The organism is Sulfuriflexus mobilis, assembly GCF_003967195.1.
Lineage (GTDB): Bacteria > Pseudomonadota > Gammaproteobacteria > AKS1 > AKS1 > Sulfuriflexus > Sulfuriflexus mobilis.
Genome location: NZ_AP018725.1, coordinates 663,616 through 678,237, shown reverse-complemented (window position 1 = coordinate 678,237; position 14,622 = coordinate 663,616). Strand labels below are relative to the sequence as shown.

The following is a 14,622-nucleotide window of genomic DNA, read 5'->3' as shown; positions in this document are numbered from 1 at the left end:
TCAGATGCCCCGAAGCCCCCAGCAGGAAAGCGGCAAACACTATGAAGACATGGCCTGTGATTATCTGCGCCGCCAGGGGCTGAGCCTGATCACACGTAATTATCACTGCCGCCGCGGTGAGATCGACCTGGTCATGCGTGACCGGGAAAGCCTGGTCTTCGTCGAGGTCCGTTACCGCCGCCAGGCCCGTTTCGGCAGTGCCGGTGAATCAGTAAACTGGCACAAGCAACAACGCCTGATCGCGACGGCCGAACACTACCTCTTGCATGCGCTCAAATCCCAGCCCCAGGCACGTTTTGACGTCGTTGCCATCAGCGGTACCGGGGCCGACATGCAACTCGACTGGATACGCAACGCGTTCGGGACGTAGCCGCAGACAACCGTTATAATACGGGCAATAACTGGCGAAGGATGATAAACGTGGACCCGGAACAACGCATAAGACAACACTTTGCAGACAGCATCCGCACCAAGACGGCGGCCGTTGAGGTGCTCGCCGGGCCAATAGCCCATGCAGCGACAAGCATTACTGCCGCCCTGCTCGCCGATGGCAAGGTCCTCAGTTGTGGCAATGGCGGTTCTGCTGCCGATGCACAACACTTCTCTTCCGAGATGCTGAACCGTTTTGAAATGGAGCGCCCTGGTCTGCCTGCCATCGCCCTGACCACCGATGCCTCAACGATCACCTCGATTGCCAACGATTATGACTTTAATGAAATCTTTGCCAAGCAGGTCCGTGCACTCGGCCGTAACGGTGATATCCTGCTCGGTATTTCCACCAGTGGGCACTCGGCCAATGTCCTGCAGGCCGTGCATGTAGCACAGGAACGTGGCATGCGCAGTATTATCCTCAGTGGTCGAGACGGTGGTGCCATTGCCGAGGCGCTCGGTGAAAATGATATCGAGATCCGTGTGCCTTCAAGCTCAACGGCACGCATACAGGAAGTGCACATCCTCATCATCCATTGCCTGTGTGACCTTATTGATCAGCAATTGCTGAAACAGGAGAATTAATACCATGTTAAGAATGCTGTCCGGTGTTTCTGTTCTAGTACTGGTGGCCCTGTTGCAGGGCTGTGCCGGGGTCGTTGTCGGTGGTGCCGCTGCTGGTGCCAGCATCGCACATGACCGTCGCAGTGCTGGTACCTTTGTTGATGATGAGATCATCGAACTCAAGGCTACGAAAAGACTAATCGCCGATAAGGAGCTGTTTGACCAGAGCCATATCAATATCACTTCTTACAATAATATCCTTTTGCTCAGTGGCGAGGCACCCACCGATGTCTTGCGCAGCAAGGCCTTTTCGCTGGTCTCGGATATTCCCAAAGTGCGCAAGGTGCATAACGAACTGGTGCTGGCAGCACCAAGCTCTATGCTGACACGCAGCAGCGATACCTGGATCACCACCAAGGTCAAGACCAACCTGTTCAATATTAAAAATATCGAAGGTTTTGACCCCACCCGCATCAAGGTCGTGAGTGAGAACGGTACTGTCTTCCTTATGGGTATTGTTACGCGTAGCGAGGCCGAGACCGTGGTTGAGGCATCACGCAGAGTCAAAGGTGTGCAACGCGTGGTCAAACTCTTCGAGTACTTGAACTAGGTTTCCTGGGTCTTGCCGAGCTTAAGCAATGACTTTCTGCATGCCCTTCGCCAATGTCTCGGTGCAGAGAATTTACTCACTGGCGAGAGCGAATGCTGGAACTATGGCTATGACAACAGCCGCCGCCATAGTCTGCCACAGGCCGTGGCATTTGCCACCCGACATGAGCAAGTCCTGGAGATTGTCCGTCTTTGTAATCAGTACCAGGTAGCGTTAACGGCACGTGGTCGTGGCACCGGCACCACCGGTGCGAGCGTGCCCCTGCACGCCGGCCTGGTGCTTTCACTGGAACGCATGAACCGCATCCTGCGCATTGACCCGGATAACCGTTTGATCATCGTTGAGCCGGGTGTCACCAACCAGGCCGTACAAGACGCCGCTGCGGCACACGGTTTCTTCTGGCCACCCGACCCGACCAGTGCCGCCTTTTGCAGTATTGGTGGCAACCTGGCCTATAACTCGGCCGGGCCACGTGCGGTAAAGTATGGTACCCCGCGTGAGAATACCCTTGGCCTGCGTGCCGTCACCGGTGCCGGGGAAGAACTGCGTACCGGCACCCTCACCACCAAGGGTGTGGTCGGCTATGACCTGACCCGCCTGTTAATCGGCTCGGAAGGCACACTTGCCATCATCACCGAGGCCGCCTTGAAACTGACGCCCTTACCAGAAACCAAACGCACACTGCGCGCAATTTACGTCGATATCCAGACCGCCAGCCGGGCCGTGGCCGCGATCATGGCACAGCCCATTACCCCCTGTGCACTCGAGTTTATCGATCATGCCGCGCTCGACATGATTCGTGATTACTCCGATGCCGACTTACCGCAACAGGCCGGGGCCCTGTTGATGATCGAGGTCGATGGTTCGACCGCCAGCATCGACGACGCGGTCGAGAGTGTGCGCAATGCAGCCAGTAACGATGGCCTGCTGGACTTCATGGTTGCACAAGGCAAAGAAGAGATCGCTGCACTGTGGGCGACGCGTAAGGCCCTCTCGCCGGCCCTGCGCAAGATCGCCCCGAAGAAGATCAACGAAGATGTCGTCGTACCGGTATCCCGTATACCCGAACTGATTAGCGGTTTGGAAAAACTCGCTGCACAACACGCTATCAAGATCGTCAACTTCGGCCATGCCGGTAATGGCAACATCCACGTTAACCTGCTGGTCAACCCTGATGACCCGGCGGAGATGCAGGCCGCCCAGGCGTGTCTTGATGATGTCTTCAGCCTGGTACTGAAACTGGAGGGCAGCCTCTCCGGTGAACACGGTGTCGGTATCGAGAAACGTGACTTTATTGCCCGCGAACTCGACCCAATAGCACTGCAACTGATGCAGGCCATTCGCCGACAGTTTGACCCGAACGGTATCCTCAATGCCGACAAAACCCTGCCGGCGACATCATGAGCGGGCGAAATAATACAGACCAGCAACACATCTGGCACCCCTACAGTGCCATGCACTCTGATCTGCCGGTTTACAAAGTTGAATCCGCCCACGGGGTGCGCCTGAGACTCGCGGATGGTCGCGAACTCATTGATGGCATGGCCTCGTGGTGGTGTGCCATTCACGGTTACAACCAGCCACAGATGAATGCCGCCCTGCAGGCACAGCTGCAAAATATGTCACATGTCATGTTCGGCGGCCTGACCCATGAACCCGCAATAAGACTCACCGAACAGTTACTCGCCATCACCCCCCCGGCACTGCAAAGTGTGTTCTATTCGGACTCGGGCTCAGTATCTGTCGAAGTGGCCATGAAGATGGCTATCCAGTACTGGCAGGCGAAGGGCAAAACCACTAAACAACGATTCATCGCCCTGCGCTCGGCCTATCATGGTGACACCTTCGGCGCCATGTCGGTCTGTGACCCGGTTACCGGTATGCACAGTCTGTTCAGGGACGCCCTGCAAAAGCAGGTTTTCGTTGACCAACCGACTTGTCGTTTCGGTGAACCCTGCAGCGATGCAGACATCGCGCCACTGGAACAGGCCCTGAAGGCGCATGCCGATGATTGTGCCGCGCTGATCATGGAACCCATCGTGCAGGGTGCGGGGGGCATGTGGTTTTACTCGGCCGAATACCTGCAACGTGCACGCAGGCTCTGTGAGCAATATGGTGTGCTGCTCATCCTTGACGAGGTCGCCACCGGTTTTGGCCGCACCGGCAAACTGTTTGCCTGTGAACATGCCGATGTCACACCGGATATCCTCTGCATCGGCAAGGCCCTGACGGGGGGCTACCTGACGCTCGCCGCCACGCTCACCACCGAACAGGTCAGTCAGACCATTGATGCGGGTGAACCCGGGGTATTCATGCACGGCCCCACCTTCATGGCCAACCCACTGGCCTGCACAGCGGCACTGACCAGCATCCGCTTATTGCTTGAGACAGACTGGCAAAAAAATATTCAACGCCTCGAGCAAGGCCTTGAACGAGGTCTTGCCCCTTGCCGCGAACTGGAACAGGTCGCAGAGGTGCGTATCCTCGGTGCCATCGGCGTGGTGGAGATGAGGCAGGCGGTGGCGATGCAGGCCATTACCGAGGCCTTTGTGCATGCCGGGGTCTGGGTGCGCCCGTTCGGCAAACTTGTTTACCTGATGCCGCCGTTTATTATCAATGATGCGGACCTAGCCACGCTCACGCATACCGTCACAGAAGTGCTTGCTCAACAGTAATCGCTAGCTTTCGCTTTCTATAAGGGCTTGATAGCGTTTCAGGTCCTCTTCACTATAACAACAGGCAATAATTTCCTCGAAGTGGCCTGCATACTCGCGCATCACCCTGACTGCTATCTCTGCCGCCTGTTGTTTTGGATAGCCATACACGCCGGTGCTGATGGAGGGCAAGGCAATTGTTTTCACCTCATACTGCAGCGCCAGTTGCAGTGAACGCCGGTAACAACTTTCCAGCAAGGCGGCTTCACCCTCTCCACCACCCTGCCATACCGGACCGACAGTGTGGATCACCCACTTCGCCGGTAAATAAAAGCCCGGGGTGATCTTCGCCTCGCCGGTCTCACAGCCATTCAGTTGGTGGCAAAAGCGCAGCAGTTCCGGTCCGGCGGCCTGATGAATCGCACCATCCACCCCGCCGCCACCGAGCAGGCTGTTATTCGCCGCATTGACGATGGCATCGACCTTGAGCGTGGTAATATCGGCACGGCGGGCGGTCAACATCGTTTTCTCTCCCTTTTGCTTTATACTAATCCCATCTGTCAGCCTTGTCCCGGTCTATGTCCTGCACATGAATGGTTTACTCTTACTCCTGCTTTTCTCGGCTTTGATCTGGTTCTGGCTTGATAGTCGTCGTGCCCACGAATTCGGGGTGGGCCTGTGCCGCCATCTTTGTGATAAACATGCAGTGATCCTGCTGGATGAGACCGTGGTCCTGGACAGGCTGAAGCTGCGCCGTAATGTCAACGGACGCCTGGTGTTTGAACGCACTTACCGTTTTGAATACAGCGATGACATCGCGCACCGTCAGCACGGCGCACTGGTGATACTCGGACTACAACCGGTGGAAATCTCTATTGGTGGGCAGCGAACGCTATTATAGGCGCAGGTCAGAAACCTACTTTACCAGGGTCAGGGTCGGCTTCTTGCCTTCTTCAGGACCCTCCCCCGGGCTGGTTGGGCTCGGCTCGCCACCCTCTTCCTCAGCGAACATCATGCCCTGGCCATTCTCCCGCGCATAGATCGCCAGCACTGCCATCGTCGGCACACTGACCAGCATCTCCGCACCAGAGAAACGGGCACTGAACTCAATAAACTCGTTACCCAGGGTAAGTGCTTGTGTGGCACTCGGATTGATATTGAGGACGATCTTGCCATCCTCGATAAACTGCTCCGGCACCCTGACACCCTCGGCCATGGCGTCAACGAGGACGTAGGGGGTCATGCCATTATCGACAATCCACTCATAGAGTGCACGGATAAGGTAGGGGCGACTTGAGTTCATAATGAATATTCCTCGAGTGCCGAATACGCTTAACGCCAGGGCGCGACTGCAATCAGTCGCGCATCTCGCGTTCAGCCTCGGTGAGGCCGGTCTGGAATGACTCGCGTGAAAACAGACGCTCGGCATAGGTGTTCACCGCGCGGGCCTGTGCCGGCAGTTCTACGCCATACTTCGGCAAACGCCATAACAGCGGTGCCATATACGCATCGATCAGGGTAAATTCGTCACTCATAAAAAACGGCTTTGCATCGAAGATGGGCGCAATCAAGGTCAGGCTGTCACGCAATTCCTTGCGCAGCTTGGTTGCCGTGCGACTGTCACAGTTATCTTCAAACTGATCGATGATGCTATACATGTCACGATCAATGCGATACATGTAAAGCTTCGCGTTCGCGCGAGAGACCGGGTCAACCGGCATCAACGGCGGATGCGGGAAACGCTCATCCAGGTACTCCATGATGATGCGTGAATCGTAAAGTACCAGATCACGGTCAACCAGTGTCGGTACCGTGTTATAGGGATTCAGCTCGGCGAGGTCTTCAGGGCATGCGCCCGCCTCAACATCCTGAATCTCGTAAGTGATGTTCTTCTCAGCGAGGACGATACGCGTGCGATGACTGTAAGGTGATGTCGCGCTCGAATATAACGTCATCACGGAGCGTCGGTTAGATATTGACGCCATAACGGGTGTACTCCCAATTGTGTTTTATCCCTTCCTGGGACAGTTCAATCATGCCACGGTGCAGTATATTGCCGCTGCACCGTGGCCGATGAATTAATGAATATCCTTCCAGTATTCCTTCTTCAGTGCGTAAGCGATAAAGAAGAAGAACAACAGGAACAATGCTACCCAGATACCCAGGCTCTTGCGCTCCAGCTGGGCCGGTTCACCCATATAAACCATGAAGTTGGTCAGGTCGCGTGCGGCCTGATCATATTCCTCAGCGCTCATACTGCCCGGCTGGTTGAGGGCAAACTCGGGCTTGGCACCTTTGTGCGCGGCCAGTTCTTCCGCGTTCACCAGTGTCTGCATACCCTGCAACTCCCACAGCACGTGTGGCATACCAACATCCTTGAAGACGGTGTTGTTCACACCGAACGGACGTGACGTATCGATATAGAAAGAGCGGAAATAGGTATACAACCAGTTCGCCCCTTCATCACCGGCACCCTTGGCACGCGCCATCACCGACAAATCTGGTGGCGGCGTACCAAACCAGTTCTGGGCATCTTCAAGCGGCATAGCGATACCCATTGGCGCACCAACCTTATCGGCCGTGAACAACAGGTTCTCTGCTACCAGCTCGTCAGAAATACCCAGGTCCTTGCCCATGCGGTTGTGACGCATGAAGTTGGCGGAGTGACAATTCAGACAGTAGTTAACGAACAGGCGTGCACCACGCTGCAACGAGGCCTTGTCGGTCAGATCAATATTTGCCTTGTCGAGGTGAGGACCGGCACCCGCGGCGGCGGCCAGACCCGGCAGGGCCAGCATCATGAATGCAATCATCAGCTTTTTCATTGGGTAACCCTCTCCGGTACAGGCTTGGTCTTGTCGATCTTCGTGTACCAGGGCATCAGCACAAAGAATGCGAAGTACAGCACACTAAAGATCTGCGAAAGTATCAGGTAGATGCCACCAGCAGGCTGTGTACCCAACCAACCGAGAAAGACAAAGCTCACCACGAATACGGCCAGTGCGAACTTGTAAATGGCACCACGGTAACGGATAGACTTGACCGGGCTGCGATCCAGCCACGGCAGGAAGAACAGCACCACAATCGCGGCACCCATCGCTACCACGCCCGGGAACTGGGACACACCAATCGGCGGCACAGCACGCAGGATGGCGTAGAACGGGGTGAAGTACCACAGCGGCACAATGTGTTCAGGAGTCTTCAGCGGGTTGGCCGGCACGAAGTTGTCCTTCTCAAGGAACCAACCGCCCAACTCCGGCACGAAGAATACCACCAGCGCGAAGAAGAACAGGAACACCACCACACCGACGATGTCTTTCACGGTGTAGTAAGGGTGGAACGGGATACCGTCAAGCGGAATGCCATCCGGGCCCTTGTTCTTTTTGATCTCAACGCCGTCCGGGTTGTTGGAACCCACTTCATGCAGGGCAATGATGTGCGCCACGACCAGACCCAACAGCACGATTGGCAGGGCAATGACGTGGAAGGCGAAGAAGCGGTTCAGGGTGGCATCGCCAATCACGAAGTCACCACGAATCCAGATGGCCAGTTCCTCACCAACAAACGGTACGGCACCGAACAGGGAGACGATCACCTGTGCACCCCAGTAGGACATCTGGCCCCAAGGCAGCAGGTAGCCCATAAAGGCCTCTGCCATCAGTGCGACGTAGATGATCATGCCGAAGATCCAGATAAGTTCACGTGGCTTCCGGTAAGAACCGTACATCAGACCACGGAACATGTGCAGATAGACAACAATAAAGAAGGCCGAGGCACCAGTGGAGTGCAGATAGCGAATCAGCCAGCCCCACTCGACGTCGCGCATAATGAATTCCACCGAGGCAAAGGCCATCTCTGCATCCGGCTTGTAGTTCATGGTCAGCCAGATGCCGGTCAGGATCTGCATCACCAGCACCATCAGTGCCAATGAACCAAAGAAGTACCAGAAGTTGAAGTTCTTCGGTGCGTAGTATTCGGAAAGGTGCTCTTTCCACATTTTTGTCAGCGGGAAGCGATCATCAACCCAGCCGAGAGTCTTTTCTAATATGCTCATCAGGCGGCTCCCTCATCAACACCAATAATCAGGCTTGTGTCGGACAAGTACTTGTATTTCGGTACTTCCAGGTTGGTCGGGGCGGGCACGCCGGCGTAGACGCGACCGGACATGTCAAACTTTGAACCGTGACATGGGCAGAAGAAACCACCCATCCAGTCATCACCAAGGTCGGCTGCAACCAGCTCAGGGCGGTAGGTTGGTGAACAACCCAGGTGCGTACAGATACCCACGGTGACCAGATACTCGGGATTGAGCGCACGGGCATCACCCTTGATGTATTCAGGTTGCTTCGATTGAGCAGAATCCGGGTCAGCCAGGTGATCTCTGTTGCTTGCAAGGCTAGCCAGGGTTTCCTGCGTGCGTCGCACAATCCAGACCGGTTTCTTTTGCCACAACACGGCCATCTGCTGACCCGGTTGCAGTTTGCTGAAATCCACCTCTACCGGGGCACCCGCGGCCCTGGCCTTGGCACTCGGGCTCCAGGATTTCAAAAATGGAACGGCAACAAAGGCTGCCCCGACACCGCCGACAACCGTGGTTGCAGCGGTCAGGAAGCGGCGTTTGCTCTTATCGACGCCATCTGTACTCATGTTCGTCTCCTGTGTGACCACACTTCCCAGCGTCGCCACGTCACTAACTCGTCCGGCAACAGACAAAACTCATCATAAAATAAGAATATTGTGAATTGCCGCCCAAAAATAAGCCCGTATTCTCGCCGATGCGCCGCCAATGGTCAAGCAGAAGCTTGATTTTACCTGCTATTACAATACCTTATGAAAGAACTCGGGAGTCCGAAAAGCGCGAATTAGACGGGGTTATCGATATCAATGAAGCTATGGCGAATAGAAAAGCGTTCAGCAAGGTGCTCACCGAGGGCCTGCACGCCGTAGCGTTCGGTGGCATGGTGCCCGGCCGAGAAATAGACCAGCCCCAGCTCCCGTGCCACGTGTACGGTTTGCTCGGAGATCTCGCCGGAGATAAAGGCCTGCACGCCCAGTGCGGCGGCCTCTTCAATATAACCCTGCGCCGCACCGGTGCACCAGGCCACATGGTGAATCGGCCCTTCACCCCCTTCTATATAGAGAGGGGTACGACCGAGTGCGGCGTCAATGCGGCTGGCCAGTTCGGCGGCCGTACAGGGCGCGGACAGTGAGCCGTACCAGATCAGGTCGGTATCCCCGGCCGTGCCCTCGACCTGCAAACCGAGCCTTTTCCCCAGCTGGGCGTTATTGCCCAGCTGCGGGTGTGCATCCAGTGGCAGGTGGTAGGCCAGCAGGTTGATGTCGTTTTCCAGCAGGCGCACGATGCGCTCGCGTTTCAGGCCGGTGATGCCGGGGGCCTCGCCCTTCCAGAAATAGCCGTGGTGCACCAGCAGGGCGTCGGCCTGCTGCTCAATGGCCGCCTCGATCAAGGCCTGGCAGGCCGTAACCCCGGAAACAATATGGGCGATGGCATTCCGGCCCTCGACCTGCAGACCGTTCGGGCAGTAGTCACTGAACTGGTCGACCCTGAGCAGTTCGTCAATATATGAGGTGATGTCGTTTCTGTCGGTCATGGGCTTTTCTTTGTGTTGTCGGGTCATTTTGTGCAACCGGCCTGCTGACGCGGCCAGGTCAGCAGTGATAGAGTAGCGCAATTGTCGAGAAAGGGTCGTATGAATATGGGCAAAAGTCTGTTGTTCTTTTTTCAGTTGCTGACCGCCATACTGGCGGCGCTCATCTTTGTCCTGTTCTTCAAACCGGAATTGTTACAACGCCCCGCGCCCGTGGTCGAGATCACCGAGCAGGCCGCCGCCCCCATCATCGCCGCCGACACCCGCAATAGCGGCCCGGTCTCCTATGCCGATGCCGTGGAACGCAGTGCCGCGGCGGTGGTGAACATCTATACCGCCAAGCTCGTCACTGAGCAGCGCAATCCCCTGCTCAATGACCCGTTCTTCCAGCGCTTCTTTGGTGATCAACTGCCTGCCCCGCGCCAGCGCCTCGAAACCAGCCTCGGTTCGGGCGTGATCATGAGTGCCGGCGGTTATATCCTCACCAATAACCACGTCATCCAGGGCGCTGATGAGATCCGCGTGGCGCTCGCCAACGGCGAGACCCCACAGGCCAAGGTCATCGGCACCGACCCGGAAACCGACCTGGCCGTGCTCAAGATCAACTACGTCAAGCTGCCGACAGTCACCCTCGGTCAGTCCAATGCCCTGCGTGTGGGTGATGTCGTACTCGCCATCGGTAACCCCTTCGGGGTCGGCCAGACGGTGACGCTGGGTATTGTCAGCGCCACCGGCCGCAGTCAGCTCGGCATCAATACCTTTGAAAACTTTATCCAGACCGATGCGGCGATCAACCCCGGCAACTCCGGCGGCGCCTTGATCAATGCCCTCGGCCAACTGGTTGGCATCAATACCGCCATCTTCAGCAAGAGTGGTGGCTCACAGGGCATCGGCTTTGCCATCCCGGCTGCACTGGCCAAGGATGTGATGCAGCAGATCATTGAGAATGGCCGCGTCGTCCGTGGCTGGCTCGGGGTTGAAGCCCAGGACCTGACCCCGGAACTGGCCGAGTCCTTCAAACTCGAGGCCGGAGCCGGTGTCCTCATTGCCGGTGTGTTGCGCCTGGGCCCGGCCGAGGTCGCCGGCCTGCGCCCCGGCGACATCCTCACCCACATCAATGATGTGCATGTAGACAGTTCCTTTACCCTGCTCAATACCATCGCCGGTTACAAACCGGGTCAGTCCTTGCAGTTACACGTATTACGTGCGGGAAAGCCGCTCGAGTTGACCGCCACGGTAGCAGAGAGACCACAGTCGAATACCTGAATCCAGACGAATACCGCATTAAGCAAATGTCTCATGCCACATAAGTTCGCCTGCACCTGTTTTTTGTAACACTACTGGCACGGCTTTGTTATGCCACAAAAAATAAACTCTTTTCAGACTCGCCTAACACCACTTTTTTAGTGCTACTACATGGCTACCTGTCGCTAAAAAAGTCTCAATAAAAAATTTATTTTTTATGAAATTTTTTCACTCCTATCGAGTCTTATCTTTTACCTATGGATTGCAAAATTCATAGCAAAGTAATATTAAATGCACACAAAGTGAGGTTACGACCATGGACAAACACATTATTTCAATTGCATTGGCAGGGACACTGGCTCTTGGTCTCGCGGGGCACGTCAACGCCGCGGAGACATTTGAAGTCGCCGGACAAAAATTTACCGTCTGGGATGCCCCCGCCGAACAGGGCAAGGTCATTGATACGTTTAATGTCGGCGGACAGAAATATGTCATCCGTGAAGACGCGCGTGGTGCGAAGCAGGCTGAACTGGCTATCTTTGAGGTGATCCCCGGTGTGGACGATCTCCTCTATGCAGATGATGATGCCCATATCGTTATGACAGGCGCACGTTAAGCGGGGCACAGCAGCAGGCCGCACCCTGCCGGGTGCGACCTGTTTTATTCTCAGGCTGCGGTGCAGTTACTCACGGTGAGTTCTGGTGGGTCTATCGAAAAAATGAAGGGTGCCGCCTGGCGCAGGGCGCTCAAACCGAGCACACAGCGCGCCTCGCCCGGGATCACGGCGACCTCAACATCACTGAAGTGACAATGTTTACCAATTTGCAAACTGCTGACCCGATAAACCGGAACATCCATGCCACGACCGTCCGCAAGTACCGCACTCATGACCCTGACAAATTCGGCCTGGTCCTTGTCAAGCAGGTCTGCCAGCGTCGTTTCGCTGATAGTGACGTAACTTGCCCCGGTATCGATAAGGTAGGCCTCGCTCTCCGAGTCGGCAATACTCACATCGATATAATAGGTTGATGCCTCGTATTTATAGATGGGAATACTCTGGGTAGATTCCGCATGTAATAGCGGCGGCAGAACCGCAAATAAAAACAGGCTTAAAAAACGCATACAACAGACTCCGATATTCTCAACTGCACTACTCGCCCACAAAAGAATTAAAGCCGCTACTCAGCAACCCCAGTAAACCATCCTTCACAGTCTAGCCTATTCTCCGCATTTCTGAACGCGCGATAAGCATAAATATCATACGGGTATTACCTTCAAATTAAACAATCCTTGGGGAATGCTCGTGTATTCTCTACGAAGGCGACGAAAGCAAGGATGCGAGTCCTTGCTAATGCCACTAATTTTCCTTGTAAGGCCAGGAGTTAGTTAACGACATATACATCATTAATTGAAAGAAATCTTTCACCGAACAAGATTGCAACAGGATTGCCATCATGGCTGTTAGCTTGTATGTGAAGGTGCGGTTCATCCGTGTAACCAGAATTACCCACCTCGGCAACGGGCCAACCCGCTTTAACATTATCCCCCTGACTGACTTTTAGGCTGCCTGCCTTCAAATGTGCGAGCATGACTTTAATACTGTCGCATTCTATAACCACGTGGTTACCTGCAGGATGCTCTCGATCCACGTTTGTGGGTATGTTATCCGGAAAACCATTAACCGTTGTTACAACCCTGCCGTTACATGGGCTGTAAACCACCTCGCCAAAGATATGATACTGCGCGAGTTCTTGCGGTAAAATTGTCGCGGCCCGGTTGCCTAGATTGTTTATTTCAACAAGGTCTATAGCATACTTTCCATTCAAGGCCATGCTGTGAAATGGATTTGTCATGACATTACTTCCACCTTGTAGTACATAATATCTGCCCTGACCGAATGGGAATTTCAGGTTAATCATGTCACTGCCTGAATAAGAGGTCCCGGAGTACGTTAACGCGCTTAGCAAGATACCGAGCAGAGTGAATAAAGCTGTTCCCCCCATACGAAACCATTGCTTCTTCGGTATATGCCAGAACCCGGTACGGATATTGTAAAATGAGTAGAATGCCGAACCCAGGAAAAGCACGACGATCACGAACCTCATGTAATAGCTGGTCATTGACCAAGTGCCGATTTTGTAAAAAACCAGAACCATGCTCCCCACAAATAAGAGTCTCAGCAACCATTCAGTTTTGCTTTTTAGCTTGCCGAATGAAAACCACGCGATAATCAATAAGGGGAGCAAGATTATCAGTGTGCCGAGAGTATAGATCGTCATATATGCTTTGCGTTGCCTGGCCTAACGATTTGAAAAAGAGGGTGAACTAGAACCATTTTTGTGGACACTTTTACGCACCCTTCTTGCTTGAATTGTCAGATTTCTTTGCAACGACCGAATAGATATGCCAGTCATGCGGAATTCCCTGTGGGGTCTTTCCAGATGTTTTATGCTCAGTAAAATGACAAATTTCATAGCCTTTAAAAATAGCTCTCACTTCTTTCTCATCAAAAACTGATATTTCAGGCCAATAAGCACTCTTATCATATATTGGCCCAGCCATAGTATCTTCAGCTCCTAAAAAGGAACCACAGAAAATCCCATTGGGGTAAAGGCACTCAGATATATTGCGCCAAACAGTGTCAAACTCCGTCTTTGGGCAAAAGAAGAGACTTGCGTCGGCGACTACCAGTGATGCCCGCGGATAGTTATACGAACTAAACCCGGCTTTTGAGAGAATGACATCACTGTTATTCTTAAAGCGTTTCTTACATCTTGATATAGATTCTTCCTCTATATCAAAGCCGTACACTTTAAAACCCGATGCCAATAAGTACTCTATGTCAGCGCCAGCTCCGCAACCACAATCTATAGCGATCTTAGGATCGCCCACAATATTAACCGCAAAAGTCAAATCAGAACGAATCTCTCGAGATTCCGTCGCATCATAGTATTCGTTAATTTCCTGACTGGGCATAATTGAAATCTAGCGGCCAAGCTCAGTCGCGCCGTTTTCTGACGTCGGCTGGGGCGCCTTGTTAACTGCTGATACTTTGCTCACGATCAAGCACCCAACACCTTTGATTGTTTGTAAACCCTATATGCTCGTAGTACGAGTTTACAGCGGGCGCAGCAACCAGAATTAATTTGCATTTAGGCCCCAATTGCTCTTGTGTTAAGGCTTGCAGTTTCTTTCCAATACCGTTCTTTTGATATTTCTTATGAACCGCAAGGTCGGAAAGGTAACAGGCATAATGAAAGTCTGTCATAGAACGTGCAATACCAACTAATGAGCCATCATTCCAGGCTGTAACCATCAGATTGCTATTCTTTACCATTCCTTCCATGCAATTTCGGTCCTCAATCGGCCTGCGCTCACCAAGTGTAGAGTCACGAAGCAATTCTATGAATTGATCCGTTGATATAGGAGCGTTGATTTTATACTCGATGCCCATCTCTTCCTTTTGCAACTAACGTCCGCAATATGTGGCACACTGGAGTGTAGTGCCTTT

19 protein-coding genes are annotated in these 14,622 nt (G+C 53.9%); 8 read left to right on the top strand and 11 right to left on the bottom strand.

All coding sequences use genetic code 11. The annotated features are described in order from the left end of the window. Nucleotides 1-4: 4 nt before the first annotated feature. Genes EL386_RS03530 through bioA form a run of 5 tightly spaced genes read left to right on the top strand, consistent with a single transcriptional unit; the run spans nt 5 to nt 4,278 of the window. Entirely contained in the window at nt 5-370 is a 366-nt protein-coding gene (locus EL386_RS03530) for a YraN family protein (RefSeq protein WP_126453491.1), read from the top strand. Nucleotides 371-420: 50 nt separating this feature from the next. Then, on the top strand, nt 421-1,014 hold the full coding sequence (locus tag EL386_RS03525; RefSeq protein WP_126453489.1) for a phosphoheptose isomerase: 594 nt from the start codon (nt 421-423) through the stop codon (nt 1,012-1,014). A 4-nt stretch (nt 1,015-1,018) separates the two neighbouring features. Then, a complete protein-coding gene (locus EL386_RS03520; protein WP_232020237.1) occupies nt 1,019-1,603 on the top strand; it encodes a BON domain-containing protein in 585 nt (194 codons plus the stop codon). A gap of 12 nt (nt 1,604-1,615) precedes the next feature. Beyond that, the gene (locus EL386_RS03515; RefSeq protein WP_126453487.1) at nt 1,616-3,007 is read left to right on the top strand and encodes an FAD-binding oxidoreductase; all 1,392 of its coding nucleotides are present in this window, start codon (nt 1,616-1,618) and stop codon (nt 3,005-3,007) included. Next, nucleotides 3,004-4,278, top strand: a complete 1,275-nt coding sequence (gene bioA, locus EL386_RS03510; protein WP_126453484.1) for an adenosylmethionine--8-amino-7-oxononanoate transaminase — start codon at nt 3,004-3,006, stop codon at nt 4,276-4,278. The genes EL386_RS03515 and bioA overlap by 4 nt, the downstream gene beginning before the upstream one ends. 3 nt (nt 4,279-4,281) lie before the next feature. On the opposite strand, the gene EL386_RS03505 is transcribed toward bioA, so the two are convergent. Continuing rightward, nucleotides 4,282-4,779: an O-acetyl-ADP-ribose deacetylase gene (locus EL386_RS03505; protein ID WP_126453482.1), complete on the bottom strand. Its 498-nt coding sequence runs from the start codon at nt 4,777-4,779 to the stop codon at nt 4,282-4,284. Between the two features lie 67 nt (nt 4,780-4,846). On the opposite strand from EL386_RS03505, the gene EL386_RS03500 reads away from it, so the two are divergent. Continuing rightward, nucleotides 4,847-5,158 carry a DUF3301 domain-containing protein gene (locus EL386_RS03500; protein WP_172597606.1) on the top strand — a complete coding sequence of 104 codons (312 nt, stop codon included), beginning with the start codon at nt 4,847-4,849 and terminating at the stop codon, nt 5,156-5,158. 15 nt (nt 5,159-5,173) lie between these two features. Here EL386_RS03500 and EL386_RS03495 read toward each other — a convergent pair whose 3' ends face one another. The 6 genes from EL386_RS03495 to EL386_RS03470 all read right to left on the bottom strand — a co-directional run bounded on the left by EL386_RS03495 (nt 5,174) and on the right by EL386_RS03470 (nt 9,869). Then, entirely contained in the window at nt 5,174-5,560 is a 387-nt protein-coding gene (locus EL386_RS03495) for a ClpXP protease specificity-enhancing factor (RefSeq protein WP_126453478.1), read from the bottom strand. A gap of 52 nt (nt 5,561-5,612) precedes the next feature. Next, on the bottom strand, nt 5,613-6,242 hold the full coding sequence (locus EL386_RS03490) for a glutathione S-transferase N-terminal domain-containing protein (RefSeq protein WP_126453476.1): 630 nt from the start codon (nt 6,240-6,242) through the stop codon (nt 5,613-5,615). A gap of 93 nt (nt 6,243-6,335) precedes the next feature. Further along, on the bottom strand, nt 6,336-7,082 hold the full coding sequence (locus EL386_RS03485) for a cytochrome c1 (protein WP_126453474.1): 747 nt from the start codon (nt 7,080-7,082) through the stop codon (nt 6,336-6,338). Next, a complete protein-coding gene (locus EL386_RS03480) occupies nt 7,079-8,311 on the bottom strand; it encodes a cytochrome b (protein WP_126453472.1) in 1,233 nt (410 codons plus the stop codon). Before EL386_RS03480 ends, EL386_RS03485 begins: the two co-directional genes overlap by 4 nt. Beyond that, the gene (petA, locus tag EL386_RS03475) at nt 8,311-8,904 is read right to left on the bottom strand and encodes a ubiquinol-cytochrome c reductase iron-sulfur subunit (RefSeq protein ID WP_126453470.1); all 594 of its coding nucleotides are present in this window, start codon (nt 8,902-8,904) and stop codon (nt 8,311-8,313) included. The genes EL386_RS03480 and petA overlap by 1 nt, the downstream gene beginning before the upstream one ends. 215 nt (nt 8,905-9,119) lie before the next feature. Continuing rightward, a complete protein-coding gene (locus EL386_RS03470) occupies nt 9,120-9,869 on the bottom strand; it encodes a Nif3-like dinuclear metal center hexameric protein (RefSeq protein WP_126453468.1) in 750 nt (249 codons plus the stop codon). Between the two features lie 105 nt (nt 9,870-9,974). Between EL386_RS03470 and EL386_RS03465 the strand changes: the two genes are divergently transcribed. Together EL386_RS03465 and EL386_RS03460 are read left to right on the top strand one after the other, a co-directional pair. Next, nucleotides 9,975-11,132 (top strand): Do family serine endopeptidase, encoded by a 1,158-nt coding sequence (locus EL386_RS03465; protein WP_126457210.1) that lies wholly within the window; start codon nt 9,975-9,977, stop codon nt 11,130-11,132. Nucleotides 11,133-11,427: 295 nt separating this feature from the next. Then, entirely contained in the window at nt 11,428-11,727 is a 300-nt protein-coding gene (locus EL386_RS03460) for a hypothetical protein (protein WP_126453465.1), read from the top strand. A 50-nt stretch (nt 11,728-11,777) separates the two neighbouring features. On the opposite strand, the gene EL386_RS03455 is transcribed toward EL386_RS03460, so the two are convergent. The 4 genes from EL386_RS03455 to EL386_RS03440 form a co-directional block, all read right to left on the bottom strand. Then, a complete protein-coding gene (locus tag EL386_RS03455; RefSeq protein WP_126453462.1) occupies nt 11,778-12,233 on the bottom strand; it encodes a retropepsin-like aspartic protease family protein in 456 nt (151 codons plus the stop codon). A 260-nt stretch (nt 12,234-12,493) separates the two neighbouring features. Continuing rightward, on the bottom strand, nt 12,494-13,390 hold the full coding sequence (locus EL386_RS03450; RefSeq protein WP_126453459.1) for a M23 family metallopeptidase: 897 nt from the start codon (nt 13,388-13,390) through the stop codon (nt 12,494-12,496). A gap of 70 nt (nt 13,391-13,460) precedes the next feature. Then, nucleotides 13,461-14,087: a class I SAM-dependent methyltransferase gene (locus tag EL386_RS03445; protein WP_126453457.1), complete on the bottom strand. Its 627-nt coding sequence runs from the start codon at nt 14,085-14,087 to the stop codon at nt 13,461-13,463. Nucleotides 14,088-14,148: 61 nt separating this feature from the next. Beyond that, nucleotides 14,149-14,580: a GNAT family N-acetyltransferase gene (locus EL386_RS03440; RefSeq protein ID WP_232020236.1), complete on the bottom strand. Its 432-nt coding sequence runs from the start codon at nt 14,578-14,580 to the stop codon at nt 14,149-14,151. Between the last annotated feature and the right edge of the window lie 42 nt (nt 14,581-14,622).

Coding starts and splice junctions, on each gene's coding strand:
- EL386_RS03490 (WP_126453476.1), bottom strand. CDS start 6,242: ATGGCGTCAATATCTAACCGACGCTCCGTGATGACGTTATATTCGAGC.
- EL386_RS03505 (WP_126453482.1), bottom strand. CDS start 4,779: ATGTTGACCGCCCGCCGTGCCGATATTACCACGCTCAAGGTCGATGCC.
- EL386_RS03445 (WP_126453457.1), bottom strand. CDS start 14,087: ATGCCCAGTCAGGAAATTAACGAATACTATGATGCGACGGAATCTCGA.
- EL386_RS03450 (WP_126453459.1), bottom strand. CDS start 13,390: ATGACGATCTATACTCTCGGCACACTGATAATCTTGCTCCCCTTATTG.
- bioA (WP_126453484.1), top strand. CDS start 3,004: ATGAGCGGGCGAAATAATACAGACCAGCAACACATCTGGCACCCCTAC.
- petA (WP_126453470.1), bottom strand. CDS start 8,904: ATGAGTACAGATGGCGTCGATAAGAGCAAACGCCGCTTCCTGACCGCT.
- EL386_RS03500 (WP_172597606.1), top strand. CDS start 4,847: ATGAATGGTTTACTCTTACTCCTGCTTTTCTCGGCTTTGATCTGGTTC.
- EL386_RS03470 (WP_126453468.1), bottom strand. CDS start 9,869: ATGACCGACAGAAACGACATCACCTCATATATTGACGAACTGCTCAGG.
- EL386_RS03465 (WP_126457210.1), top strand. CDS start 9,975: ATGGGCAAAAGTCTGTTGTTCTTTTTTCAGTTGCTGACCGCCATACTG.
- EL386_RS03520 (WP_232020237.1), top strand. CDS start 1,019: ATGTTAAGAATGCTGTCCGGTGTTTCTGTTCTAGTACTGGTGGCCCTG.
- EL386_RS03485 (WP_126453474.1), bottom strand. CDS start 7,082: ATGAAAAAGCTGATGATTGCATTCATGATGCTGGCCCTGCCGGGTCTG.
- EL386_RS03480 (WP_126453472.1), bottom strand. CDS start 8,311: ATGAGCATATTAGAAAAGACTCTCGGCTGGGTTGATGATCGCTTCCCG.
- EL386_RS03460 (WP_126453465.1), top strand. CDS start 11,428: ATGGACAAACACATTATTTCAATTGCATTGGCAGGGACACTGGCTCTT.
- EL386_RS03530 (WP_126453491.1), top strand. CDS start 5: ATGCCCCGAAGCCCCCAGCAGGAAAGCGGCAAACACTATGAAGACATG.
- EL386_RS03495 (WP_126453478.1), bottom strand. CDS start 5,560: ATGAACTCAAGTCGCCCCTACCTTATCCGTGCACTCTATGAGTGGATT.
- EL386_RS03455 (WP_126453462.1), bottom strand. CDS start 12,233: ATGCGTTTTTTAAGCCTGTTTTTATTTGCGGTTCTGCCGCCGCTATTA.